This is a genomic window from Thermoanaerobacter thermocopriae JCM 7501, from assembly GCF_001310975.1.
GTDB classification, from domain to species: Bacteria; Bacillota; Thermoanaerobacteria; order Thermoanaerobacterales; family Thermoanaerobacteraceae; genus Thermoanaerobacter; species Thermoanaerobacter thermocopriae.
In genome coordinates, this window is sequence record NZ_BAZY01000006.1 from 22,841 (window position 1) to 48,416 (window position 25,576).

Genomic DNA, 25,576 nt, shown 5'->3' on the forward strand with positions numbered 1-25,576 from the left:
ATAAAAATGTTTAGTAATTCAAAAATAAAAAAAATATTTAATACCAATATGACAAGATTATTATTGATATTAGTAACATTTATATACATGCTTCCACTTCTTTGGATGGTAACAACATCTTTAAAAGCGAATCAAGATCTTTATGCGTCTCCACCAAAGATAATATCTATTCCTCCCGCTTTTGAAAATTACCAAAAAGCAACAGAATACTTTCCTTTTTGGAAATATTTTAAAAATAGTGTAATAATTACTGTTGGAGTAATAGTTGGTACTCTTTTCTCTTCACCGTTAGTTGCTTACAGTTTTTCTAAAATTAATTGGAAAGGACGAGATATACTTTTTTACATTATGTTGTCAACAATAATGCTGCCATTTGCAGTTACTATGATACCTCAATTTATAATTTTTAAAAAACTTGGCTGGATAAACACTTTCTTACCTCTCATAGTTCCTAGCTTTTTTGGAAATCCTCTAAGTATTTTTCCTATAAGGCAGTTTTTTATAACAATTCCTGATTCACTTATGGATGCGGCAAGAATCGATGGAGCCTCTGAATTACAAATTTATACAAAGATAATGCTACCACTTGCTAAACCTGTTTTATTTTTAATAACCTTGTTTACTTTTATAGGTGCATGGAATAATTATTTGGGACCTTTGATATATTTAACTGATGAAAGTAAATATCCTCTTGCACTTGGGCTTCCTCAGTTTCTAGACAGGTATGGTACTTATTGGAATTGGATGATGGCGGCAGCTACTATTTCAGTAGTACCAACTATTATTTTCTTTGCATTTGCTCAGAAATATTTAATAGAAGGAATAAAATTAACAGGTTTGAAAGAGTGAGAAAGGAAAAGAGGAAGGTTTAAAAGTAGAGGTGCGGAATTTATGATGTATGTATATCGTTTAAGGAGTTAAAATCAAATCTACGCCAATATAAATAAAATAATCAGTAGGGAGTGTCAATAAGAGAAGTGGTAGAAAAGACAGAAGATTCTTTGGAAAATATTGCTCTGTGGGAAATAAAAGGAGTATTTTATCTTTACCATTTGAGATGGGCAACATTTTTTACCATTATAAATCTATTTAAATTCAACCACCATAAAGAATTTAGCATGGTGATTAAGATCATCACAACATAGACTTCAAAATACTATCCCATAACTTTCCAATACCCAATTTGGCAAACTAAAGCGCACAGTTTTAAGTGGATCTACTACTTGTGAAATCTGCACATTTCCTGATATGCTAAATAGTGTAGCTATTTCTTCTATTGATAATTTAGTAAAGCTTTGGAATAGCTTTGCCATATCATGAACTGCTATCTTTACTGCTTTATCTAAAGACTCATCTGATGCTATTGTTGCTGTTACATCTTTTGTTTTTACCATTGGGTTAGAAAGTTTGAAGTTCTTCAAAACTCTAAATTCCACTGTGACAGAACCTGCCACTTCTATACCTGATACTCCTACTTCTCCATCTCCCATTGCAGCATGTAAGTCTCCCAAAGCGAACAATGCACCTTCTACGAATACTGGCAAGTAAAGTTTTGCACCCTCACTAATAAGTATTGTGTCCATATTTCCACCATGAGAACCTGGTGTTCCACAGTTTATATTACCTTCTTTTGGGGAAACCCCTATTACTCCTATCATAGGTTTTATTGGCAGAGAAACTTTTTCGTCAAAAATAACTTTCCCATCTTTTAAATCAACTACTTTGGAATACAGTCCCTCCATTAAATCTCCCAATACCCCTAAATCTTTACCTGTTGTTACTACTCCTTTATTCGCTATTTCAATTTTTTTAATTGTAACTTCTAAGACATCTCCTTCTTTTGCACCCTCAACATAAATAGGACCTGTTGCGGGGTTTACCTTGTTCCAATCCATTGATTCAAGTCTATCGTTGTTCGATTTAATTTGATTGGAAAAGCAGTCTAATGTTTCAACCTCTATTTCATCGCTTTCTTTTACAAATAATACAGGTATATTATCTTTTGTAAAACTAAATATGTGATTTTCACTTGATATTTTGTAATGCATTTGTACAACTCTCCTTTCGTTTGCTCTTATTACTTTTTCAAAAACATTTTATTTTCTAATTAAGAATATTATACATCCTCAGAAACTTATTTTTAAAGTCGAAAGTTTTTAAATAATTTCTGTAAAAGCTAAAAAAATGGGAAATTAAGATTCAAAAAGAGACTAGCCTTTCAGGTGAAAAAAACTGTAAGTTGTTATATGGGTTAACTTGTCTTTTAATAAAGCTTAGGAAATAGCGTTTTATATGATATAATTTAGTAAAATAAAGATATTAAGTGACAATTTTTCAAAAACGAAAGGGAGATGATGCAATTGGAAAATAAAGAAAAATTAAAAAACATTTTAAATGGGTTAAATGAAATAGTGGTTTATAGAAATATTATCAATCACAGTTTAATAAAAAGAGGAATTAATATTTTGCAAGAACTTTTAAAAGAAAAACCCTCTATTAAGTTTATTTATTCTGAATATAGTAGTTTTTACAAAGGCATTACTGAATATGCTTTAAAAAGGAGGATTCATAAAAATATTTGGCCTACTTTTTTGGCAGAAGAAATCGCTTGTGATGAAAACCCATTTAGCCGGATTTCAGAAAAATATGGTTTTGATAGTGTGAGCAATTCGATGATTAAAACTATTGAAAAAGAAATAGGAATTTTAAAGGAACTTTCCACTATAAATATAGCAGAAACTGTAAATAATTTATTAAATACGGAATTACCGGATTTTGAAAACTCTGTTAATGATATTTTCATGAAAATTAATAATACCACTTTCTTATTAGAAATTTATGGGAACTAAAAGGAGACAAATTTGCTGAATATCTGTCTAATTATTACCGTTTAAATGGCTGTGGTATTTTTGGAAAATATAAAGCTTTTCGATGGGTTAAACAAAATGGGTTAGGACAGTTAAAAGGAATAGAAAGTGTTGACCCTGTAACTTTTGAGGATTTGATAGGGTATGAAGAAGAACGGAAAATAGTTATAGAAAATACAGAAGCTTTTTTAAAGGGTTTTCCTGCGAATAATGTGCTTTTATATGGAGATAAAGGTACTGGAAAGTCATCTACTGTTAAGGCTTTGCTCAATGAGTTTTACAAGGAGGGACTTAGGCTTATCGAAATTAATAAAAATGATATAAAAGATTTATCATACATACTTGATATAATTAAAGACAGAGGAGTGAAATTTATATTGTTTTTTGACGATTTGTCTTTTGATGAAAATGAGGCGGATTATAAAGAACTTAAGTCAGTATTAGAAGGTGGAGTAGAGGTTTTACCTTCAAATGTAGTAATTTATGCGACGTCAAATAGGAGGCATATTGTTACAGAAGTATAGAGGACAATGAACTTCATAATACAGATGCGAGAGAAGAAAAACTTTCTTTAAGCGATAGATTTGGGATAACTATTACCTTCGTTGCTCCAAGTCAAGAAGAGTATTTAAAAATTGTTAAAGGCTTAGCTGAAAAAAATAATATAGATATTAATTGGAATGTTTTAAAGGAAAAGGCATTAAGATGGGCGATGTGGCACAATGGAAGGTCTCCAAGAAGTGCAAAACAATTTATAGATCATTTGAGATATGAAATATATAAGAATACTGTTTGAGCTATTTTACGTTAAGTAGATAGTTAAAAATCGATTTATAGTGAATGTTAATCGAAAACTAAAAAATTATAAAAATTTTATTATTGCGTAGCAGGAATTTTTGAAGTTATGTCGTATATATTATTATAGATGTACGTACAAAAGAATGATTTTGATTGTTAATATACGTACAATAAAACATAGCCAATAATTTTCGTTTAATAATAATTTTTGATTGATATTAATTAAGAGAAGTAAATAATGTGGCAAAAAGTATAAATGAAAGGGATGATATAAGTAAAGATAAAAAATAAAGGAACAAGATACAAAGTGGTAGTATTGAAGGTACCTAAGTATCATTAATAAACGAATATTTATCTCAAAAATTATGTGGCTATATACTAATTTATTCAAGTTATATCCATAAGTTTTTGTAAAAATTAATGTTTATGAGAAGGATTTTTTAAATTAATAAAGAATATATTGTATTAATAGATGTACGTACATATTATAAAAAATCAACTATATATACATACGTTAGTGAGGTGAGGCAATTTGGATCAAAAACCAATTCTTCAGGTAAGAGGGATAAGTAAATCTTTTTACGGAGTAACAGTCCTAAAAGACATTGATTTAGATGTTTTTCCTGGAGAAATACATGCGATATGTGGAGAAAATGGGGCTGGGAAAACAACTTTAATGAATATATTAACTGGTAGTTTTCCTCCAGATTCTGGTGATATATATTTTAATGGAGAGAAAGTTGTTTTTAACAGTCCTAAGGATGCTCAGCAAATTGGTATTAGCATCGTCCATCAAGAAATTAGTCTTTTTTCTCATTTGACGGTTGCTGAAAACATATACGCGGGAAGAATGCCATTAAGGCATGGCGATTTGATTGATAAAAACGAATTGAATAAAAAAGCGAAAGAAGTTATTAAAGAATTAAAAACGAATATTGAGCCAGACGAAATAGTCGGTGATTTAAGTATTTCGCAGCAACAAATGGTTGAAATTGCAAAAGCCATTTCATCAAATTGTAAACTTTTAATTCTTGATGAGCCTACTTCAGCACTTACAGACGCTGAGACAGAAACTTTATTTAATATTTTAGAAATTCTTAAGCAAAATGGAATGGCTATATTGTATATAAGTCATCGAATGAGTGAAATATTCAAAATTTGCCAGCGAGTAACTGTCTTACGAGATGGCGAGCATGTTTGGACAAAAACGATTTCTGATATTACCATAGATGAAGTGGTGTCATCAATGGTAGGACGTAAGTTGGATAATATTTATCCTGAAAAGGGTAGAAAGAGTGATAATGTAAAATTAGAAGTTAAAGGATTAACAAGAAAGGGGGTATATTCTGACGTAACATTTAAACTGTATGAAGGGGAGATATTGGGTATATTTGGTCTGATGGGAGCAGGAAGGACAGAAGTAGCGCGTGGTATTTGTGGTATTGATCATGTAGATCATGGAGAAATCTATTTGAATGGGGAAAAAATCTCTATTAATAACATACAAAATACTATTAAGAGAGGTCTTGTATACGTTACAGAAGATAGAAAAAACGAAGGATTATTCTTAGAAATGAGTGTTGCTGAAAACATTATCGCAGGAAATCTTCAGCAGGTTAGTAAACGAGGATTTATCAAGGAGAATTTAGTTACTTTAATAAGCGAGAAGTTTAGAAGAAATATGAACATTAAATGTAAAAATATAGAACAAAATGTTATAACTTTAAGTGGAGGAAATCAACAAAAAGTACTTTTATCGAAGTGGCTAGCACTTGGGCCAAAAGTTTTAATTTTAGATGAGCCAACAAGAGGAATTGATGTTGGTGCTAAACACGAAATACATGAAATTTTACGAGATCTCGCAAATCAGGGAATAGGAATAATCGTTATATCATCCGAGCTTCCAGAAATTTTAGGAATAAGTGATAGGATTTTAGTAATGTATCAAGGGGAGATAGTTGGAGAATTGACGGATAATGAGGCAAATGAAGAAATAGTAATGCAATATGCAACTGGTACGAAAAGAGATAAAAGATATTTAAAAACACTTATGTAGGAGGAATTAAAAATGATGGAAAATAGTCATAAAATTAAGAAGAAAAGCTATGATTTAAAAAAACTATTTGCAATACGAGAAATGTCGATTGTGCTTATAATATTTATATTAATAATATTAATGTCAATTTTTATTCCTGATTTTATGACTGCTTCAAATATATCCACCACTTTAGTAGGATTATCCATGGATGGGATTATTGCAGTTGGAATGACAATGGTACTAGTATTAGGTGGAATAGATCTTTCGGTTGGCTCAGTGATGGCATTGTCTAATGTGATAGCAGGAATATTGATGTCTTCTGGATTTAATGCATGGCTATCGGTCTTAATTGCTATAATTGTCTCTATAATAGCAGGAGGATTAGTTGGGGCATTAATAACTAAAATAAACTTAAATCCTTTTATTACAACGTTAAGTATGATGTCTATAGCAAGAGGCATTGCATATGTGTTTACAGAAGGTTCACCTGTTAGCTTAGGAACCATTTCGAAATCGTTTGATTCTTTAGGACAAGGTCAAATATTTGGAATTCCGAATCCTGTTATAATACTTTTTGTACTTGTTATAGTATTTGATTATCTTATGAGAAATTCGGCAACTTTTAGACAAATATATTATGTGGGTTCTAATGAAAAAGCAGCATATTTATCTGGTATAAATGTAAATAAAGTAAAATTGTTTGTATATATTTTGAGTGCTTTATTGTCTGGGATAGCAGGTATTATAACTCTTTCCCGTTTTGGAGTTGCTACACCTACTGTTGGGACTGGAGCAGAACTTAGAGCAATTGCAGGCGCAGTAATTGGTGGTGCTAGTCTTTCAGGTGGTGTTGGTACGATATGGGGTGCATTATTAGGTATACTTCTGGTTGGGCTTGTTAATAATGCGCTAATTCTTTTAAATGTATCAGTTTATTGGCAAAGTCTCGTAACTGGAATAGTGTTGTTAAGTGCAGTTGTAATAGATGTTTATGCTCATGCCAAAAAACAATAGAATAATAAGAGCTTTTGCTCTTATTATAAAAAACAAAATATTATGGAGGAGGAAGAATATAATGAAAACGAAAAGAATTATTTCGGTATTTATAGTGATGACTTTGGTAATTGTGACTTTTCTAACAGGCTGCGGAAATAGTACTTCTAACTCAGCTAGTAGTACTTCAAACTCATCTAATAGTCCATTAATTGGTTCTAAAGATGAAAAATACGTTATGGTAACTTTTGTTTCAGGAATTGAATATTGGAAAGGTGCATTTAAAGGAATGCAAGACGCAGCCAAATATCTAGGAGTAACAGCACAATATACAGGTGCGAATGAATATGATATTAATCAGCAAGTTACTGTATTGGAACAAGTTATTGCTCAAAAACCAAGTGGAATATTACTTACCTGTATAAATCCGGATGCCTTAAAAGACCCGATAAATAGAGCAATACAGCAAGGGATACCTGTTATCACTTTTGATGCAGATTCACCTAATTCATTACGATATTCTTATCTTGGAACTTCTAATTATAACGCTGGAGTAATTGCTGCTCGTACACTTGCAAAATTAGTTGGTGAAAAAGGTGAGGTAGGTGTTATTACTATTCCTGGACAACTTAATCACGAAGAACGAACAGCTGGTTTTAAAGATACAATTGCCAAGGAATTTCCAAATATGAAAGTTGTATCAGTTCAAGATGGGAAGTCAGATCAAGTAGCTTCTGCACAAGCAATGGCGAGTATGATGCAAGCGCATCCAAATTTAGTAGGAGTTTTTACAACAGAAGCTTCTACAGGTGTTGGTGCTGCTACGGCGGTTAAAGAAGCAAATAAAGTTGGCAAGGTTCATATTGTAAGTTTTGATACTGATAAAGGAACATTAGACAATATTAAAGCAGGTGTCATAGATGCTACTATAGCACAAGGAACTTGGAACATGGGATATTGGGGTATGATGTTTTTATACCACTTAAAACATGACCTTGTTCGTCCAATTGATGGAGATTGGAAAACTGCTCGTGTTGCTCCATTGCCCCCTATCGTTGATACAGGAGTAAATGTCGTTACTAAAGATAATGTAGACTATTTTTATAGCAAGTAATAATTGTTAATTGATAATTTCAACCAAGGAAGAAAGGTTTTCTTCCTTGGTTGAAATTTCATAAATTATAATCATTGTAAAAAAACAATATACTTTTGACATCAAATCTTTAAAAACAAAGCAGGAATTTTAAATAAAATGTAGAATATATTAATTATAAATGTACGTACATCTAATATCATGATAATTAAAATATACGAACAACAAAATAACAAATCAAAGGGAGGATTTATTATGCAAACCAAGAAAAAGCCGCAAATAGGATTTTTAGGCATTATGCAAGAGTTGTACGATGATATGTTACCAGGCATTACTGAAAGACAAGAAAAATATGCAAGAGAAGTTATAGAACAACTTCAAGATGTTGCCGATTTTCATTTTCCTAAAGCAGCAAAGAATAGACAGGACATTGAACATATTGTGAAAGAATTTAATGAAAAAGACCTTGATGGTATTATGATAGTAATGCTTACGTATGGACCTGCTACAAATATTGTTAATGCACTAAGGAATAATAAACTACCTATTATGCTTGCGAACATTCAACCTGTTCCGACAGTAACAGAGGATTGGGATATGGAGATTTGACATACAATCAAGGTGTTCACGGTGCCCAAGATACAGCAAATGCCATTTTAAGGATGGGAATTAAGTGTCCTATTATTACAGAAGAATGGCATTCAGAAGAATTTAAAAAATTTGTTGGAGATTGGGCTAAAGCTGTGCAGACAATTAAAGCATTGCGAAACATGAAAATAGCGCAGTTTGGAAGAATGCATGGAATGTATGATATTTTGGGAGATGATGCAGCCTTTACAAGAAAAATAGGTCGCAAATTAATCAAGAATACATTGGCGAAGTTTATAGATATATGGAAACTGCGACAGAAGAGGAGATTAATGCGGTTATTGAAGAGAATAGAAAGAATTTTTATATCGATCCAAATCTTAGCGAAGAAAGCCATAGATATGCTGCAAGATTACAAATTGGATTTAAAAAATTTCTTATTAATAAAGGATATGACGGATTTACTGCGCATTTCGATGTGTTTAAAGGAGATGGAAGATTCAAGCAAATTCCAATGATGGCTGCGTCAAATTTAATGGCTGAAGGATATGGATATGCAGCAGAGGGTGATGCTGTAACTGCAAGTTTGGTTGCGGCAGGTCATGTATTGATAGGAGATGCACATTTTACAGAAATGTATGCTATGGATTTTAAGAGAAATTCAATTTTAATGAGCCATATGGGCGAAGGTAACTGGAAAATAGCAAGAAAGGATAGACCGATTAAACTTATTGATAGAGAACTAGGCATTGGTAAACTTAATAATCCACCAACGGTTGTTTTTATGGCACAACCTGGGCCAGCGACTCTTGTTTCTTTAGTATCCTTAGAAGGAGAAAGATATAGGTTAGTTGTGTCAAAAGGAGAAATTCTGGATACAGAAGAAGCAAAGTATATTGAAATGCCATATTTCCACTTTAGGCCTTCAACAGGTGTGAAGGCATGTCTTGATGGATGGCTTACAAATGGAGGAACACATCATGAATGTTTAAATCTAGGTGATAACACACGGAGATGGAAAATATTATGTAACCTCTTGGACATTGAATATGTAGAAGTATAGGGGGATGAAAAATGGCAAAGTATTCAATTGGAATAGATTACGGGACAGAGTCTGCAAGGGCTCTGCTCCTTAATCTTGAGACGGGAGAACAAGTAGCTACTTCTGTAATGAATTATCCCCATGGCGTGATGGATGAAGAACTTCCTGATGGAACAAAACTTCCACAAGATTGGGCATTACAACATCCAGATGACTATATTGAAGTTTTAAAGAAAATAGTACCTGATGTAATAAATCAGGCAGATATAGACAAAGCTGATGTAATAGGCTTAGGCATAGATTTTACAGCTTGTACTATGTTGCCTATAAAAAAAGATGGAACTCCTCTTTGTGACATCCCCCAGTACAAATCGAACCCTCATTCATATGTTAAGTTATGGAAACATCATGCTGCGCAACCTGAAGCAAACAAATTGAATGAAATAGCATCACAAAGGGGTGAGGATTTTTTAGCAAGGTATGGAGGAAAAATATCTTCAGAATGGCTTATACCCAAAATATGGCAAATATTAAATGAAGCGCCAGATATCTATGAAGAAGCTGATAAATTTATTGAAGCTACTGATTGGGTTGTTATGAAGCTAACAGGTAATGAAAGGCGAAATAGCTGTACTGCAGGCTATAAAGCGATTTGGCACAAAAGAAAGGGGTATCCTTCCAAAGATTTCTTTCGAGCATTAGATGAGAGGCTTGAAAATTTGGTAGAAGAAAAATTATCTAAAGATATATATCCATTAGGTACAAAAGCAGGGGAATTGACGCCTGAAATGGCAAAAATAATGGGCTTAAACCCGGGAGTAGCAGTTGCTGTAGGCAATGTTGATGCTCATGTTTCAGTACCAGCAGTAGGAGTTACATCGCCAGGGAAAATGGTAATGGTAATGGGAACTTCGATTTGCCATTTGGTGTTAGATGATAAAGAAGTAGAGGTCCCAGGCATGTGTGGCGTTGTAGAAGATGGAATTATACCAGGCTTTTATGGATATGAAGCAGGACAATCTGCGGTTGGCGACATCTTTGCCTGGTTTGTTGATAATTGTGTGCCGTACGAATACAAAATTGAAGCAGAAAAAAGAGGGATAAGTATTCACGAGTTATTAACAGAAAAAGCCGCAAAGCTAAAACCCGGAGAAAGTGGCCTCTTGGCGATTGACTGGTGGAACGGAAACAGGTCAGTACTAGTAGATGCAGACCTTACTGGTGTAATATTAGGAATGACTTTAACTACGAAACCTGAGGAGATATACAGAGCATTAATCGAAGCAACAGCTTTTGGGACGAGGATGATAATTGATACTTTTAATCAAAATGGAGTAAGTATTAGTGAACTGTACGCTTGTGGAGGACTTCCTGAAAAAAATCCTATGCTTATGCAAATCTATGCTGATGTTACAAATCTCGAAATTAAAGTATCAAAATCTTCACAAACACCAGCACTTGGTGCAGCAATGTTTGGAGCAGTTGCAGCAGGTAAAGAAAAAGGAGGGTTTGATAGTATATTTGAAGCGGCACGAGTAATACCCAAGCTAAAGGAAGAAACATACAATCCAATACCTGAAAATGTTGAAATATATGATAAATTATTTGAAGAATACAAACTTCTTCATGACTATTTTGGCAGAGGTATAAATAATGTAATGAAAAGGCTAAAAGCCTTAAAAGAGGGGGGTTCCAATGTTAGAGAAGCTTAAAGAACGAGTATACAAAATGAATATGATGTTGCCGAAAAATAATCTTGTTACAATGACAAGTGGGAATGTCAGTGGAAGAGATGTTGAAACAGGATATGTAGTTATAAAACCAAGCGGGATTCCTTATGAAGAAATGCAACCAGAGGATATGGTTGTGGTTGACCTTAATGGTAATATAATAGAAGGAAAATGGAAACCTTCTGTAGATACTGCAACACATTTGTATATATACAGACATCGTAGTGATGTTAATGGAATAGTTCATACACATTCTCCTTATGCTACAAGCTTTGCTGCTTTGGGGAAACCTATACCGGTGTATCTGACAGCAATTGCAGATGAATTTGGAGGGCCAATACCGGTTGGCCCATATGCAAAAATTGGTGGAGAAGAAATAGGGGAGGCGGTAATAAAATATATTGGTCGAAGTCCAGCAATACTTATGAAAAATCATGGAGTTTTTACGATAGGGAAGACTCCAGAGGAGGCAGTAAAGGCAGCAGTGATGCTTGAAGATGTAGCAAAGACAGTTCATTTAGCATTGCTACTTGGCGAGCCAGAGGAAATTCCTGAAGAAGAGGTAAAAAGAGCTCATGAAAGGTATATGACAAAATATGGACAAAATTAAATTACGATAAATTTTATTATAGATACCTGATACTTATAAGGAATTATAATGGTATCAGGTATCTTTCTTAATATTTATATTTAAGATGAAAAATAAAAATGTTATAATAATATGCGGAAATTAATTTTTTAAAAACTATTCTTGATAATTGGGAAGGATGTTTAATCGTGGCAGAAAATTTACCTAAATATCAGCAACTTAAAGAATTTATAATTAGGTATATAGTTGAGAACAACTTAAATGCTCATGACCCTCTTTTTACTGAAAATGAACTCGCAGCTAAGTTTAACATGAGCAGGCATACTGTTAGAAAAGCGCTCGACGAACTTGAAAATGAAGGATGGATTTACAGAAAGCAAGGAGTAGGCACTTTTTGTGCTGACAGGTCTGTGATAAAGAAAATAGACGACAAAAATATTGCAGTAATAACCACATATGTAAGTGATTATATTTTTCCAAGAATAATAAAAGGTATTGACCAAGTTTTAACAAAAGAAGGTTATACAATATTACTATATAATACAAACAATAAAATCGAAAAAGAAATTGATATTTTAGAAAATATTATGACAAAAAATATTAAAGGAGTTATTATTGAACCGACGAAAAGTGCCCTTCCCCATATAAATATTGACTATTTTGAGCAGTTAAAAAGGCGAGGAATTCCGTATATTTTTATAAATAGTTATTATGAAGAATTAAAACCTTCATATATCATCCAAGATGATGAAGGAGGGGGCTTTGTTGTTACAGAGCATCTTATACAATTAGGTCATCGTAATATTTTAGGCATATTTAAAAGCGATGATAATCAAGGATTAAATAGATATAAAGGGTATATTAGAGCATTAAGACAATACGGCATAAAAATTAGAGAAGATAATATTGTATGGTATACAACTGAAGAAATGAGAACTAAACCGCAAGAAATGGTCAAAAAAATATTTGAAGGCACAGGTGACAAGCCATCAGCTATAGTTTGCTACAATGACCAAATTGCAATGTGGGTGATAGAGGCTTTAAGAAATTTGGGTTTAACTGTACCAAATGATGTATCAATTGTAGGGTTTGATGATTCTGATTATGCAGTATTATCGGATATTAAATTAACTACAATAGTTCATCCTAAAGAAGAGATGGGAAGACAAGCTGCAAAAGCGTTGTTTAAACTGATGGAAATGGGAAATAAAGCATTTGAAAATCCTATAACTATATGTGTGAAACCTGAATTAAAAATAAGAACATCAGCTAAAAGCATTGAAGCGAAAGAAGTGAAAGTATGAAAAATTTAATGCCTATAAAAGAAATTGTCATAAAAGAAGGAGCAATTAATGATTTAACGCCCATAATCAATAAAATAGGTGTAAATTCTAAAATAATGATCATTTGTGATAATAATACCTATAAAGTAGCCGCAAAAGAGATAATAGAGCGATTAGAAAGTAACAATTTTTTTGTTACCAAGTGTGTGTTAGAACGTGACAGTTTACTCATACCTGATGAATATAGCTTAGGAGAAGTTCTTATAAACTTAGACAAAGATACCGAATTTTTATTAGCTGTTGGTTCAGGAACTATAAATGACTTAGTGAGGTTTGTAAGTTTTAAAGTGGGTAAGCCTTATGGAATTGTTGCAACAGCACCTTCCATGGATGGCTATGCCTCTTCTGTTTCGCCTTTAATTGTCAAAGGTTTTAAGCGGACATACTCAGCAATATATCCTGAGATTATAATAGGAGATATTGATATAATTTCTCAAGCTCCATATGAGATGATAACAGCGGGCTTTGGTGATGTTATTGGAAAATATACTTCTCTTGCCGATTGGTATATAAGCAATGTAATAACAGGCGAAACTTATTCAGAGGATATAGTAGCTTTAGTAAAGGAATCGATAGATAAATGTGTTAATGCTTCGACAGGACTTTTGAAGAGAGATAAAAAATCAATAAAAGAATTAATGGAGGCACTTATTATTTCGGGAATTGCAATGCTTAAATTTGGCAATTCTCGCCCTGCATCTGGCGCAGAACATCACTTATCACATTATTTAGAGATGAAAGAAATATTATCTAAAAATGAATACCATCTTCATGGGACAAAAGTCGGCATAACAAGCATTATTATTTCAGAAATTTATCATTACATATTTTCATTTACAGTAGACGATATTAAAAAGTTTATGTCAAAAAAACTTTCACTAAATCGTGACGAATTTGAAGCGAGGATAAAAAATGCATATGGTGCTATAGCTAACGAAGTGCTGAGTAATTTAAATTATTTTTATATAGATGAGATAAAAAGAAAACAAAGACAAGAGAGGATACTTGAAAAGTGGGGACATATGAGAAATTGGGTAAAAATAAATGTTCCTGAGGCAGTAACCATTCGGGATTTATTACGGAGAATAGGTGCTCCATCTAAATTAAATGAAATAGGAGTAAATGAAGTTTTACTTTACGATATGTTAAATAATGCTAAAGAAATAAGAAAAAATTATACAATATTAAGACTTGCAGAAGATATAAATTTTCCTGTGGAAAAATTATTTGAAAAAGTTAAAAAAATTTTTAAGTACAGTTTAAAAATGAATAACCCTTAATTTCCACAAGATAAAAGATGCCTTTTAATTTGTGAAAATTAGATATATAATAGAAATAAATAAAAATAATAACGGAGGGGTAAATATGAAGTTTTTCCTTGATACAGCTAATGTAGACGAAATAAGAGAAGCTAATGCATTAGGTGTAATATCAGGTGTTACTACAAACCCATCTCTTATTGCTAAAGAAGGAAGAGATTTTAAGGAAGTAGTAAAAGAAATTACTCAAATTGTAGATGGTCCTATAAGTGCAGAAGTTATAAGTGATGACAGTGAGGGCATGATTAGAGAGGCAAGAGAGCTTGCAAAGATACATAAAAATATAGTAATAAAAATTCCTATGACGGCTGAAGGGCTAAAAGCAGTAAATGTCCTTTCAAAAGAAGGGATTAAAACAAATGTGACGTTAATATTTACAGCAAATCAAGCATTACTGGCAGCTCGTGCAGGTGCGACATACGTAAGTCCTTTTGTAGGAAGACTTGATGATATAAATACAGATGGCTTGCAGATTATTGAGGATATTGTTACGATATTCAATAATTACGACATAGATACAGAGATAATAACTGCAAGTGTAAGACATCCTATACATGTTTTACAGGCAGCAAAACTAGGGGCACATATAGCGACAGTGCCGTACAAGGTGCTTATGCAGATGGTAAAACATCCGTTGACAGATGCAGGAATAGAAAGATTCAAAGAGGATTGGAGAAAAGCTGGGCTCAAAATATGAATTGATAAAAAGCAGGTAGATATTAAGAAATCTATCCTGCTTTTTAAGTTATTTAACAGCAATTTTGAGAATATAGATAGTAAGAGGTGGTTAATGTGAGAAAGCCTTTTACTACTTTGTTATATTTGCTAGTGATATTTTTTCTTATATATTGGCCTTATTACATGAATCTTTATGAAAAAGAACAAATACAAGACAAAAAACATGAGGAAGAAGAGTTTAGAGGTATAATAACTTTTTGGGATTTTCCTCATCCATCAATAGAAGATCCCGGAGGATTTGAATTTATAAAAAGAAAAATAGAGTTATTTCAGTACAAATACCCGGGTGTTGTCATAGATTTTGAGCCTCTTTCATACGAAAACGGATATAAGAAGCTGATTAATTCTTCTAAAGAGGGTTCTTTGCCAGATATTTTACCTGTTGGTGCAGACTTTTACTTTATTTCAAATGGTTATTTAAGCCCTATCACTAAATACATTGACGAAGAATTAAAAAAACAGTACAAAGAAGGTGTTATTGATGCTTTAAAGTATAAAGGCAATATTTATGGTATGCCTTTGGGAATGTATACTAATGTGCTTTTTTTAAATGTGGATATGTTTTATGAAAAAGAAATTAAACTTCCTGAAAACGGTGAGTGGAATTACGAAGAATTTATGGATAGTATGATAAAATTGACTTATAGTGAAGGTAAACAGGATAAAAAATTCTTTTATGGATTAGGTATTTCTCTTAAACCTGATAATTATAATTTGTGGGGGTTTTTACTTTTAGATGGTGCGAGAGTTTTTGACGAAGAAAAGTATTCTTTTTTTGGGCCTCAAGCAGTTTCAGGAGTGGAAAAAGTTTTGGATTTATTCAATAAATATAAGGTTGTCAATCCTGTCTCACTTGAGGGAGACAGAGAAAAGTTGTGGCAAGACTTTATTACTACTAAAAATACTGCTGTATTAGTAGAGGAGAGCTATAAAATAGCACAACTTAAAAATTTACAGTCAAAAGGAAAACTGTTTGAGTTTGATGTAGCAATGTACCGAAGGGGAAAGTGGCATACCATTAACTTTATCACCTAAAATATATGCCTATGGCATAAAGAAGGAAAAAAATGAAAAAAAACTTGAGATGGAGTATAAATTTATAAAGTTTCTTACAGAAGACCAACAAAAGGCGATTGAATTAGGTTATGTACCAGTTAAAAAAGATAAAAATATTGAAGATGACAAAATGAAAGTAATTGAATTAGCTACTAAATATACAAATGCCATCCCACAAATTGAAGGATGGGGAAAAATAAACAACACAGTGATATCGAAAATAAAAGAAGGAATAAAAAATAACAAAAATGCTTTTGATATAACAGAGGAAATAAAAAATAGTGTAAATCAGTTGGTACAACAAAAGTAAGGGGAATTATTTTTACTTTTTTACTGTGTCATAATATCTAAGAGTATCTCTTAATATTTCCTGGGCTATTGGCGCGGCTACTTCTCCTCCCATATAACCATTTTGTGTTGGATTTTTAACAACAACTAGTACTGCAATTTTTGGGTTTTCAACTGGAGCAAATCCAGCAAACGAGGCTATGTATTTTCCTGGAGCATAATTTTCCGTTGTACCTGTTTTTCCACCTACTGTATAGCCAGGTACTTGTGCTGCTTGAGCAGTACCTTCTGTTACTGTTTTTTCAAGTATATGTCTCATTGTATCGGAAGTTTCTTTAGAGATAACTTGTCTAACTATTTGAGGCTTATATTCTTTAATTATTTTATCACCGTTTTCGATATATTTTACAATATATGGAACCATGAGGTTGCCACCGTTTATCACGGCGGAAAAAGCTGTAATCATTTGGATTGGAGTTACAGCAATTCCTTGGCCAAAGGACATAGTAGCGAGGTCCACAGGATATATTTTTGATTTTGGTAAAATCATTCCACTGGCTTCGCCAGGAAGCTCAATTCCGGTAGGGGAACCGAAGCCAAAAGCTTTTATGTATTTATAAAAAGCATCAACACCTAATCTTTCAACTATTTGGATAAAAACGGTATCACTTGATTTTTCAATAGCTTGCGAAAAAGTTATGTCTCCTAAAACCGTCCAACTTCTAATTTTTCTACCGGTTACTACATAATAGCCAGGGTCATGGAATTTTTCCTCTGGTGTAACTACAGCTGATTCTAATGCTGCGGAAGCAGTTATTACTTTAAATACTGAACCAGGTTCGTAAATATCCGATACTGCAGGATTTCTCCAGTATTCCTGTGAAGGTACCTTTTGCGGATTATTTGGGTCAAAATCAGGTAAGTTAGCCATTGCAAGTATTTCACCTGTTTTTGGATTCATAACTATTGCTGTTATACCATCTTGCGGTTTATACTTTTCATAGCCATTTTTTATAGCTTTTTCTGTATAGCTTTGTATTACAGAATCAATTGTGAGGACAATATTATTCCCATTTGTAGGTTTGTAAAACTTGCTTGGAACTCCTATTTTTCTACCTTCTGCATCCACAAGAGTGATTTCACGACCAGGTACACCACTTAAATATTTGTCTAAAGAATATTCAAGGCCATACAAACCGTTGCCATCAATTCCTGTAAAACCTAATACTTGTGATAGCATTTTGCCGTTGGGATAATTTCTCATAAAAGTATCTTCTACATATATGCCTGGTATGTTAAGACTTCTTATTTTGTTGATATTTTCCAGAGGAATGGACCTGCCAAGTACAGCCCATTCTGAGTTTTTATTTGAAAGAATTTTATAAAGTGAGTCCTTGTCTATATTTAAGTATTTATAAAGTTCTTCTGAAGCTTTTTCTGGATTTTTTATAAATTTAGGAGCCGCAAATACATCTCCTGCTGGAACATTACAGGCAAGGATATTCCCGTTTACATCATAAATATTGCCCCGTTGAGGCTTTAATATGATATCAGCAGTACTTTGCCTTTCGACTGCCATGGCAAGTTTTGAAGAGTTTATACCCTGTATCCATATAAGCCTTGCAATAAGGGCGAAAATCATGATAGTGAAAAAGATAAATATGATAAAGGTTCGTTTTTTTACATATGATGTCAATTTTATTCTAACCCCTTTTTGTAAGGATTTTGTTTATACATTATAATTATACCATAGATATTGTGTGGTATAATTATATAAAAAGGATTAAAATGATTTTGCTTGATTAAATGCTTAGCAATTTGTGAGGTATTTTATTACAATTTTTAATGGAGGTTTTTTATTATTATGACAGAAGAAAGATTAAGAGAGAAACTCAGTAATTATAAAAAAGCTCTTTCACGTTTAGAAGAAGCTCTTAAAGAGGAAAAAGTAAACCAATATGTGTATGATTCTGTTATTAAGCGGTTTGAGTTTACTTATGAACTGGCGTGGAAACTGATGAAAGCATTTATAGAATACAAAGGTGGTAATGATGTTAAATTTCCAAGGGATATCTTTAAAGAGGCATTTGCAACAGGTATAGTTGAGGATGGTGAAGTGTGGCTTTCGATGATAAGAGACAGGAATCTTTCAAGCCATACTTATAATCAAGAAGGAGCGATTGAAATTTACAACCGTATTAAAAATTTCTATTGGGAACATCTTGAGAGTTTGGCAAAAACTATTGAAGGTGGAATTTGATAATGAAATTTGGGCTTAGTGATAAGTTAATTGATTCCCTCAAAGATATATTTAAAAAATATCCGCAAATAAAAAGAGTTGTTATTTATGGTTCTCGTGCAAGAGGAGACTTTAAACCAGCGTCAGATATTGATATAGCAATATTTAGTGAAGAAGACTTAAGCCTGAGCTTTATTTTGAAGTGGATGAAGCAGTAGGGATTTATAAAGTAGATATTGTTGAAGTTGGAAGATTGCATAATGATAAGCTGCTTGAAAATATTTTAAAAGAGGGTATTGAGATATATAAACAAGAGAGTAGTTAAAGCTGTAAAATTATTTGGTTGGCAAAATATGCAAAGTTTATGGTTTGACGTAGATTTAAAAACAGTTTTTAACCTGTAGCCTTTTCACTTGTATTTTTGTTAATATATAATATTATTATAGGAAATAAAAAGTAGAATAAGGTGATGAAGCTCACCTAATTGCCGTGAAGGCTGATGCTTCTACGCGCATTCGTAGAAGCCATTTTTGTTTATCTTGACAATAGAAGGAAGGATGGGATTTGCATGAAGTTAGAATTTATTCCATTGTATGAGGTTTTTGAAAAATATAAGGGAGGTTGTCCAATATGCAAGATTATAAAAGACGAAGAAAAAGCATATTGTGAGCATTTGTTTGAAGATGAGGTTTTAAAAGACCCTGAAATGTATGTCAAAATAAGAGAGACAAATTTCTGCCATTATCATTTGGAATTATTGAATAATTCATATGATAAATTGGGTTTGGCAATTGCATTAAAAGAGAACGTCACTTATAAATTACAGCAAATTACGGAGAAAGGAAAATCTTTAAAGAAAAAAAGATTAGGATTTCTTTTGAAATTACTGATAGTTAAATCTGGCTCTAATGTTTTTAAGTCACGATTTGAATTTTCCCAAAAGGAAAAGGTAGAACGATTAGTTGAACAAATTAATAAAATAGCAAGATATTATAATATTAATAAGTTTCAAAAATGTCAACCGTATTATAAACGGTTGACATTTTATCAAAAAATTTATGTCAAACGGTTGACATATAAAAATTAATCAAGTATAATAAAAGTAAGTTAAAAAGATTTCAAAGAAAGGGGATTGTCATGAAAAGAAAAATTTTATCCATTATGTTGACGTTTGCATTGGTTTTTTCGCTCATGGCAGGCTGTGATACAAAAGGCAGCAATAATGGAGAAAGTAATAGTACTGTCACGGCAACAAAGACTGTAAAAATTACTTTGCTAAATTCTAAGGGGGAAATTCAGGCTCAATTAGAAGAGGCAGCTAAAGTTTTTACAAAAGAAAATCCAAATATTACTGTAGAAGTTATTCCTGCAGCGGCTGGTCAGTCACCTTTTGAAAAGGTTACCGCTATGTATGCATCTGGTAATGCACCGACAATGGCGATGCTGGATCCGGGTGATATAGCAAAATTCAAAGATAAATTTTTAGATCTAAGCGGAGAAAAATGGGTTGAGGATGCGATCGATTGGACTTTAAGTGTAGCCAGAGTAGATGGGAAGGTTATAGCATTCCCATTTGCAGTTGAAGGGTATGGGCTCATTTACAACAAAGCTGTATTAGATAAAGCTTATGGTGGAAACTTTGATCCGAGTTCTATAAGGACGAGAGATGCTTTGGAAGAAGCATTTAAAAAAGTAGAAGCAATTGGTGTCAAAGCTTTAGAAATTTCTCCAATGGATTGGTCTTTAGGCGCACACTTTCTGACAATAGCGTATGCTGCTCAATCGAAAGATCCTGCACAAGTAGCTCAATTTTTATCAGACTTAAAAGCTGGAAAAGTTGATTTGGCAAATAACAAAGTGTTTAATGGTTTAATGGATACTTTTGACATGATGAAAAAGTACAACATAGATAAAAATGATCCATTATCTCCGACTTATGATAGAGGACCAGAGCTTATTGGTAAAGGTGAAGTTGGATTTTGGTTTATGGGAAATTGGGCATGGCCACAGATAAAAGAATTTGATACTGCAAATGAACAATACGGCTTTATACCTGTGCCCATAAGCAATAATCCTGGGGATTATGGCAATTCACAGATAGCTGTAGGCCCATCGAAGTTTATAGGAATAGATAAGACACAGAACAATGCTGTTCAACAGGATGCCGCTAAGAAATTTTTGAATTGGTTAGTTTACAGCCAGACAGGACAGGATGCTCTTGTGAACAAAGCCAATGTTATACCTGCTTTTAAAAATATAACATTAGAGCCACAAGATCCTTTGGCTAAATCTATAGGACAATATATGAAGGAAAGTAATACATTAAAATTAGAGTTTAATACTATATTGCCACCAGACCACTGGTCAAAGTTAGGAGCTTCAATGCAAAAGTATTTGGCAGGCAAAATTGACAGAAAAGGCTTGATTGATGAAATAGAAAATTATTGGAAAAATGTTCAATAATATGTAAGGTTTGATTGAATAACGGATAGAATGTTATTGTCTATCCGTTATTCAATATAAAAGTGAAGGAGGATATGAATGTGAATCAAGAGAAAACTTTATTGGCTAAACTCAAAACGTACTTGATATTTGCAGGACCTACTACCTTTGCTTTTCTCACAGTAATAATATTACCGTTTTTATATGGAATATATTTAACTTTTACTGATTGGAATGGTATTTCTGCTACGCATGCTTTTGTAGGTTTTTCAAATTATTTACAAGCGTTTAATGATAAAGTGTTTTGGACATCTTTTTTATTGACATTAAAATATGTATTTTTCACAGTAATATTAATTAATGTCATAGCTTTTTTCTTGGCTTATATGTTAACGAGTGGCGTAAAAGGTCAAAATTTCTTTAGAGCAGGGTTTTTTACTCCAAATTTGATAGGCGGAATATTGTTAGGTTTTATATGGCAATTTATTTTTTCAAACATTTTAGTATATTTGGGAAAATCATATAATATACCAATTTTCTCAGGTTCTTGGCTATCAGATCCTGACAAAGCTTTTTGGGCTTTGGTTATTGTGACAGTTTGGCAGTATACTGGTTATATGATGGTAATATATATTTCAGGTTTTATGAATATACCGAGAGATTTGTTAGAGGCGGCAAGTATAGACGGTGCAAATTTTTATCAAAGATTAAAAAATGTAATACTTCCATTAATGGCGCCTTCTTTTACTATAAGTGTTTTTTTGACTTTACAACGAGGGTTTATGGTTTACGACATAAACTTGGCTTTGACAAATGGAGGGCCTTACAAAAGCACCGAGCTCATATCTCTTCATATATATAACACTGCTTTTTTAAGTCAACAGTATGGTATTGGTCAAGCAGAGGCGTTTTTTCTCTTTTTTGTGGTAGCGGCTGTCACGTTGCTTCAAGTGTATTTTAGCAAAAAGCTGGAGGTGGAAAACTAATGGAAAAAAATAATCGCCTACTTAACGGCATAAAGTTTTTTGCTTTAAGTGTTTTTTTGGTGCTTTATATATTTCCATTTTTTATAGTTTTAATTAATTCCTTTAAAGAGAGAAAGGAAATACTCCAAAATCCACTCAAGCTTTCGTCGGCGCTGAATTTAAGCAATTACATTGATGCTTTCACAAAAATGAATTATATGCATGCTTTTTTGAATTCTTTGATTATAACTGCTTTTAGTGTATTTTTGATTACATTGCTGTCATCAATGACCGCTTATATATTTGTGAGAAAAAAGTGGAAATTTAATCAGTTTATGTTCTTTTTTATGGTGGCATCTATGATTATTCCTTTTCAAGGGATAATGATACCCCTTGTAAAAATATATGGTTCTATCGGCATGATGAATAGCAAATGGGCATTGATTTATATGTATGTAGGTTTTGGTGCATCTTTGGCTGTATTTATGTATCACGGTTTTATAAAGAGTATACCACTGGAATTAGAAGAAGCTGCTATGATTGATGGAGCCGGTCAGCTTAAAACTTTTTTTACAATTGTTTTTCCACTTTTGAAGCCAGTAACAACAACAATAGCTATATTGGATATTTTGTGGATATGGAATGACTTTCTATTGCCATATTTAGTACTCATGGCGCCAGAGCAGAGAACTTTACCGCTTTCTGTTTTCTATTTTTATGGAACTTACACGATTGAATATGGGCCTGCTATGGCAGCTCTTATGTTAGCTACAATTCCTGTAATAATTGCATATTTACTAATGCAAAAGCAGATTATAGAAGGCGTTTTAAAGGGTTCAATAAAATAAAGGTCTGGAGGTAGTAGAATTGGAATTGATAAATATAAATGATGCAAATAAGTATATTCAAGCAAATAAGAGTAGATTAAATTTACAGTATAGATTGAAATACCATCTAATGGGTGAATATGGTTGGATTAATGACCCTAATGGATTTATATATTACAAAGGTAATTACCATTTGTTTTATCAGCACAACCCTTATGAAGCAATTTGGGGTCCAATGCATTGGGGGCATGCGATTAGTAAGGATTTGGTTAAATGGACTTATCTTCCAATAGCGTTAGTGCCGGGAGATGATTTTGACAAAGATGGGTGTTTTTCAGGTAGTGCCATTGAAAAAGACGATATGTTATGTTTACTGTATACTGGACACATATATACAGGACCTGATAAGAGTAAAGATTATAAGCAGGTTCAAAATTTGGCTTACTCGAAAGATGGTATTAATTTCGTAAAATATAGTAAAAATCCTGTAATTGGAGAAAAGCAGATTCCAGAAGAAGCAAGTAAAAAGGATTTTAGAGACCCTAAAGTTTTTAAGAACGGACAGTATTATTACATGATGTTAGGTTCAAATGATGGGAAGGGACACGGGCAGGTATTATTGTATAAATCAACAAATTTAAAAGATTGGGATTTTGTAAATATACTTGCGAGAGGGAATGAAAACACAGGTTACAATTGGGAATGTCCTGATTTATTTGAATTACAAGGTAAGTATGTACTGATGGTATCTACAGAACATATAAAGACTAGAGGGAATGATTTTAATGGTACTCACTCATCTATATATTTTATTGGAGATTTAGACATAAACAAAGGGATATTTAAGTTTGATATTGATGGTTATCAACAGATTGACTATGGATTTGACTTTTATGCTCCACAAACTACTAGTGATAAATTCGGAAGAAGGCTTATGGTTGCATGGATGGATATGTGGGGGGAAGTTATGCCAACACAGGAAAGAGGCCATAATTGGGCTGGAGCCATGACATTACCAAGGGAAATTTTAATGGCTAATGGTAAATTATATTTTAGGCCGATTAAAGAAATAGAAAACTACAGAAAAAATCATTATAAGCTTACAAACTTAATGATAGATGGAGAAAAAAAGTTAGACACATATGGTGACTGTTATGAACTTGAAGTTGAGTTTGAGGGGGGTAAAGCAGAGGAATTTGGTTTAAAAATAAGAAAAGGAGACAATGAAGAAACTATTTTATCATATAAAAGAGATGAATCATTATTTATATTTGACCGCAATAAATCAGGTATAGGACCTAAAGGAGAAAGGAAAATAAATGTAGCTTTAAAAAATAATAAACTTAAACTCAGAGTATTTGTAGATGTAAGTTCAGTTGAGATATTTATTAATGATGGGGAAAAGGTAATGAGTGGAAGGATATATCCTAGCAAAGATTCGGTAAATATATCTGTATATTCCAAAGGGGAATGCAAAATTAATTATTTAAATAAATGGGATATTATTGTAGATTAAATTTATTGATAAATTTAAAGTGGGCGTTACCACAGTGTAAAATAAAATCTGTGTGGGGTGATTATAATGTATGATGTTGTAGCTTTAGGTGAGTTGCTGATTGATTTTACTCCTGCAGGGTTTTCTGATAATGGAAATACACTATTTGAAATGAATCCTGGGGGAGCACCTGCAAATGTGTTAACTGCTGTTACAAAATTAGGAGGAAAAGGTGCTTTTATAGGTAAAGTAGGTGATGACCAATTTGGATATTTTTTAAAAAAAGTACTTGAAAATAATCAAATTAACACAGATGGTTTAAAATTTACTAAAAAAGCAAATACAACTCTTGCTTTTGTACATCTTGATGACAAAGGAGACAGAAGCTTTACTTTTTATCGAAATCCGGGAGCTGACACGATGTTGGAAGAAGAAGATATTGACCTGAATTTAATAGAGAAAGGAAAAATATTTCATTTTGGGTCTTTATCTATGACAGATGAACCCTCAAAAAGTGCCACATTGAAAGCTGTTGAATATGCAAAACAAAATAAAAAAATTATTTCATATGACCCTAATTGGAGACCACCTTTATGGAAAAATGAAACTGTTGCGAAAAAAGAAATGGTTTTGGGATTACAATATGCAGATATAGTGAAATTATCTGAAGAAGAGCTACAATTTCTAACTGGAGAATCAAACTTGGAATATGGCAGCAAAATATTATTTGATATGGGGATAAAACTAGTTTTAGTAACTTTAGGAGCAAAAGGTTGTTATTATAGACATACATCGGGCACAGGACATATACCTGCATATCGTGTAAATGTGGTAGATACAACAGGAGCTGGAGATGCATTTTTAGGAGGAGTTCTTTATAATATATCAAAAATAAATTATTCTTTAGAAAAAATAAAAACTCAAGAACTCGAAAAAATTATTGACTTTGCTAATGCAACCGGTGGCCTGTGTACAACTAAAAGAGGAGCAATTCCTGCAATGCCAACGTTAGAAGAGGTAAAATATTTACTAGTACATGGTGTAAAATTGTTGTAAAATATGCCATTATGAAGACTTTAATTGTAATTACGATAAAGGTATAATAGAAGAGGAGACAAAAAGTAGT

The 25,576-nt window shown here is 32.6% G+C and carries 23 protein-coding genes, 2 pseudogenes and 1 riboswitch; of the genes and pseudogenes, 23 read left to right on the forward strand and 2 right to left on the reverse strand.

Features of this window, described 5'->3' with window-relative positions; genetic code table 11:
- The first annotated feature begins 6 nt into the window (after nucleotides 1–6).
- Together JCM7501_RS03800 and JCM7501_RS12890 are read left to right on the forward strand one after the other, a co-directional pair.
- Complete coding sequence (locus tag JCM7501_RS03800) at nucleotides 7–849, forward strand: carbohydrate ABC transporter permease (protein WP_028991869.1); 843 nt, start codon at nucleotides 7–9, stop codon at nucleotides 847–849.
- Nucleotides 850–962: 113 nt separating this feature from the next.
- On the forward strand, nucleotides 963–1,145 hold the full coding sequence (locus JCM7501_RS12890; protein WP_156202099.1) for a hypothetical protein: 183 nt from the start codon (nucleotides 963–965) through the stop codon (nucleotides 1,143–1,145).
- Between the two features lie 3 nt (nucleotides 1,146–1,148).
- Here JCM7501_RS12890 and JCM7501_RS03805 read toward each other — a convergent pair whose 3' ends face one another.
- Nucleotides 1,149–2,048 (reverse strand): acetamidase/formamidase family protein, encoded by a 900-nt coding sequence (locus JCM7501_RS03805; protein ID WP_028991870.1) that lies wholly within the window; start codon nucleotides 2,046–2,048, stop codon nucleotides 1,149–1,151.
- Nucleotides 2,049–2,360: 312 nt separating this feature from the next.
- On the opposite strand from JCM7501_RS03805, the pseudogene JCM7501_RS15790 reads away from it, so the two are divergent.
- From JCM7501_RS15790 to JCM7501_RS03860, 12 genes and pseudogenes are all read left to right on the forward strand, one after another.
- A pseudogene (locus JCM7501_RS15790) lies at nucleotides 2,361–3,663 on the forward strand (ATP-binding protein).
- A 534-nt stretch (nucleotides 3,664–4,197) separates the two neighbouring features.
- Nucleotides 4,198–5,721, forward strand: a complete 1,524-nt coding sequence (locus JCM7501_RS03815) for a sugar ABC transporter ATP-binding protein (RefSeq protein WP_028991872.1) — start codon at nucleotides 4,198–4,200, stop codon at nucleotides 5,719–5,721.
- A gap of 12 nt (nucleotides 5,722–5,733) precedes the next feature.
- Nucleotides 5,734–6,717 carry an ABC transporter permease gene (locus JCM7501_RS03820; RefSeq protein WP_038002069.1) on the forward strand — a complete coding sequence of 328 codons (984 nt, stop codon included), beginning with the start codon at nucleotides 5,734–5,736 and terminating at the stop codon, nucleotides 6,715–6,717.
- Complete coding sequence (locus JCM7501_RS03825) at nucleotides 6,701–7,810, forward strand: substrate-binding domain-containing protein (protein WP_256201106.1); 1,110 nt, start codon at nucleotides 6,701–6,703, stop codon at nucleotides 7,808–7,810. The genes JCM7501_RS03820 and JCM7501_RS03825 overlap by 17 nt, the downstream gene beginning before the upstream one ends.
- 234 nt (nucleotides 7,811–8,044) lie before the next feature.
- The gene (locus JCM7501_RS16520; protein ID WP_256201107.1) at nucleotides 8,045–8,398 is read left to right on the forward strand and encodes a hypothetical protein; all 354 of its coding nucleotides are present in this window, start codon (nucleotides 8,045–8,047) and stop codon (nucleotides 8,396–8,398) included.
- A gap of 283 nt (nucleotides 8,399–8,681) precedes the next feature.
- Complete coding sequence (locus JCM7501_RS16525; RefSeq protein ID WP_457921086.1) at nucleotides 8,682–9,440, forward strand: L-arabinose isomerase family protein; 759 nt, start codon at nucleotides 8,682–8,684, stop codon at nucleotides 9,438–9,440.
- A gap of 11 nt (nucleotides 9,441–9,451) precedes the next feature.
- Nucleotides 9,452–11,131, forward strand: a complete 1,680-nt coding sequence (locus JCM7501_RS03835) for a ribulokinase (RefSeq protein ID WP_028991876.1) — start codon at nucleotides 9,452–9,454, stop codon at nucleotides 11,129–11,131.
- Complete coding sequence (locus JCM7501_RS03840) at nucleotides 11,115–11,759, forward strand: L-ribulose-5-phosphate 4-epimerase (protein WP_013150622.1); 645 nt, start codon at nucleotides 11,115–11,117, stop codon at nucleotides 11,757–11,759. The genes JCM7501_RS03835 and JCM7501_RS03840 overlap by 17 nt, the downstream gene beginning before the upstream one ends.
- A gap of 167 nt (nucleotides 11,760–11,926) precedes the next feature.
- Nucleotides 11,927–13,042 (forward strand): GntR family transcriptional regulator, encoded by a 1,116-nt coding sequence (locus tag JCM7501_RS03845; protein ID WP_013150621.1) that lies wholly within the window; start codon nucleotides 11,927–11,929, stop codon nucleotides 13,040–13,042.
- Nucleotides 13,039–14,361 (forward strand): sn-glycerol-1-phosphate dehydrogenase, encoded by a 1,323-nt coding sequence (locus tag JCM7501_RS03850; RefSeq protein WP_054644793.1) that lies wholly within the window; start codon nucleotides 13,039–13,041, stop codon nucleotides 14,359–14,361. The genes JCM7501_RS03845 and JCM7501_RS03850 overlap by 4 nt, the downstream gene beginning before the upstream one ends.
- Before the next feature lie 85 nt (nucleotides 14,362–14,446).
- Nucleotides 14,447–15,097, forward strand: a complete 651-nt coding sequence (gene fsa, locus JCM7501_RS03855) for a fructose-6-phosphate aldolase (protein WP_013150619.1) — start codon at nucleotides 14,447–14,449, stop codon at nucleotides 15,095–15,097.
- A 95-nt stretch (nucleotides 15,098–15,192) separates the two neighbouring features.
- Nucleotides 15,193–16,504 (forward strand): annotated as a pseudogene (locus JCM7501_RS03860) (ABC transporter substrate-binding protein).
- A 12-nt stretch (nucleotides 16,505–16,516) separates the two neighbouring features.
- On the opposite strand, the gene JCM7501_RS03865 reads toward JCM7501_RS03860, so the two are convergent.
- Entirely contained in the window at nucleotides 16,517–18,178 is a 1,662-nt protein-coding gene (locus JCM7501_RS03865; protein WP_028991879.1) for a peptidoglycan D,D-transpeptidase FtsI family protein, read from the reverse strand.
- Between the two features lie 168 nt (nucleotides 18,179–18,346).
- On the opposite strand from JCM7501_RS03865, the gene JCM7501_RS03870 reads away from it, so the two are divergent.
- The 9 genes from JCM7501_RS03870 to JCM7501_RS03905 all read left to right on the forward strand — a co-directional run bounded on the left by JCM7501_RS03870 (nucleotide 18,347) and on the right by JCM7501_RS03905 (nucleotide 25,506).
- On the forward strand, nucleotides 18,347–18,742 hold the full coding sequence (locus JCM7501_RS03870) for a nucleotidyltransferase substrate binding protein (RefSeq protein WP_013150616.1): 396 nt from the start codon (nucleotides 18,347–18,349) through the stop codon (nucleotides 18,740–18,742).
- A 2-nt stretch (nucleotides 18,743–18,744) separates the two neighbouring features.
- Nucleotides 18,745–18,939, forward strand: coding sequence for a nucleotidyltransferase domain-containing protein (locus JCM7501_RS14055; RefSeq protein ID WP_256201110.1), 195 nt, complete (start codon nucleotides 18,745–18,747; stop codon nucleotides 18,937–18,939).
- The gene (locus JCM7501_RS14060) at nucleotides 18,924–19,046 is read left to right on the forward strand and encodes a hypothetical protein (protein WP_256201111.1); all 123 of its coding nucleotides are present in this window, start codon (nucleotides 18,924–18,926) and stop codon (nucleotides 19,044–19,046) included. Before JCM7501_RS14055 ends, JCM7501_RS14060 begins: the two co-directional genes overlap by 16 nt.
- 131 nt (nucleotides 19,047–19,177) lie before the next feature.
- Nucleotides 19,178–19,236: riboswitch (Fluoride riboswitch) on the forward strand.
- A 53-nt stretch (nucleotides 19,237–19,289) separates the two neighbouring features.
- Nucleotides 19,290–19,808, forward strand: a complete 519-nt coding sequence (locus JCM7501_RS14065) for a DUF6062 family protein (RefSeq protein WP_245599050.1) — start codon at nucleotides 19,290–19,292, stop codon at nucleotides 19,806–19,808.
- A 50-nt stretch (nucleotides 19,809–19,858) separates the two neighbouring features.
- The gene (locus JCM7501_RS03885; protein WP_012269100.1) at nucleotides 19,859–21,184 is read left to right on the forward strand and encodes an ABC transporter substrate-binding protein; all 1,326 of its coding nucleotides are present in this window, start codon (nucleotides 19,859–19,861) and stop codon (nucleotides 21,182–21,184) included.
- A gap of 80 nt (nucleotides 21,185–21,264) precedes the next feature.
- Nucleotides 21,265–22,149, forward strand: a complete 885-nt coding sequence (locus JCM7501_RS03890) for a carbohydrate ABC transporter permease (protein ID WP_013150613.1) — start codon at nucleotides 21,265–21,267, stop codon at nucleotides 22,147–22,149.
- Nucleotides 22,149–22,976: a carbohydrate ABC transporter permease gene (locus JCM7501_RS03895; RefSeq protein ID WP_012995659.1), complete on the forward strand. Its 828-nt coding sequence runs from the start codon at nucleotides 22,149–22,151 to the stop codon at nucleotides 22,974–22,976. Before JCM7501_RS03890 ends, JCM7501_RS03895 begins: the two co-directional genes overlap by 1 nt.
- A gap of 19 nt (nucleotides 22,977–22,995) precedes the next feature.
- A complete protein-coding gene (locus JCM7501_RS03900) occupies nucleotides 22,996–24,471 on the forward strand; it encodes a glycoside hydrolase family 32 protein (protein ID WP_012995658.1) in 1,476 nt (491 codons plus the stop codon).
- A 66-nt stretch (nucleotides 24,472–24,537) separates the two neighbouring features.
- On the forward strand, nucleotides 24,538–25,506 hold the full coding sequence (locus tag JCM7501_RS03905; protein ID WP_028991880.1) for a carbohydrate kinase family protein: 969 nt from the start codon (nucleotides 24,538–24,540) through the stop codon (nucleotides 25,504–25,506).
- Nucleotides 25,507–25,576 lie beyond the last annotated feature (70 nt).

Coding starts and splice junctions, on each gene's coding strand:
- JCM7501_RS03800 (WP_028991869.1), top strand. CDS start 7: ATGTTTAGTAATTCAAAAATAAAAAAAATATTTAATACCAATATGACA.
- JCM7501_RS03805 (WP_028991870.1), bottom strand. CDS start 2,048: ATGCATTACAAAATATCAAGTGAAAATCACATATTTAGTTTTACAAAA.
- JCM7501_RS03820 (WP_038002069.1), top strand. CDS start 5,734: ATGATGGAAAATAGTCATAAAATTAAGAAGAAAAGCTATGATTTAAAA.
- JCM7501_RS03825 (WP_256201106.1), top strand. CDS start 6,701: ATGCCAAAAAACAATAGAATAATAAGAGCTTTTGCTCTTATTATAAAA.
- JCM7501_RS16520 (WP_256201107.1), top strand. CDS start 8,045: ATGCAAACCAAGAAAAAGCCGCAAATAGGATTTTTAGGCATTATGCAA.
- JCM7501_RS16525 (WP_457921086.1), top strand. CDS start 8,682: ATGGAAACTGCGACAGAAGAGGAGATTAATGCGGTTATTGAAGAGAAT.
- JCM7501_RS03835 (WP_028991876.1), top strand. CDS start 9,452: ATGGCAAAGTATTCAATTGGAATAGATTACGGGACAGAGTCTGCAAGG.
- JCM7501_RS03840 (WP_013150622.1), top strand. CDS start 11,115: ATGTTAGAGAAGCTTAAAGAACGAGTATACAAAATGAATATGATGTTG.
- JCM7501_RS03850 (WP_054644793.1), top strand. CDS start 13,039: ATGAAAAATTTAATGCCTATAAAAGAAATTGTCATAAAAGAAGGAGCA.
- fsa (WP_013150619.1), top strand. CDS start 14,447: ATGAAGTTTTTCCTTGATACAGCTAATGTAGACGAAATAAGAGAAGCT.
- JCM7501_RS03870 (WP_013150616.1), top strand. CDS start 18,347: ATGACAGAAGAAAGATTAAGAGAGAAACTCAGTAATTATAAAAAAGCT.
- JCM7501_RS14055 (WP_256201110.1), top strand. CDS start 18,745: ATGAAATTTGGGCTTAGTGATAAGTTAATTGATTCCCTCAAAGATATA.
- JCM7501_RS14065 (WP_245599050.1), top strand. CDS start 19,290: ATGAAGTTAGAATTTATTCCATTGTATGAGGTTTTTGAAAAATATAAG.
- JCM7501_RS03885 (WP_012269100.1), top strand. CDS start 19,859: ATGAAAAGAAAAATTTTATCCATTATGTTGACGTTTGCATTGGTTTTT.
- JCM7501_RS03895 (WP_012995659.1), top strand. CDS start 22,149: ATGGAAAAAAATAATCGCCTACTTAACGGCATAAAGTTTTTTGCTTTA.
- JCM7501_RS03905 (WP_028991880.1), top strand. CDS start 24,538: ATGTATGATGTTGTAGCTTTAGGTGAGTTGCTGATTGATTTTACTCCT.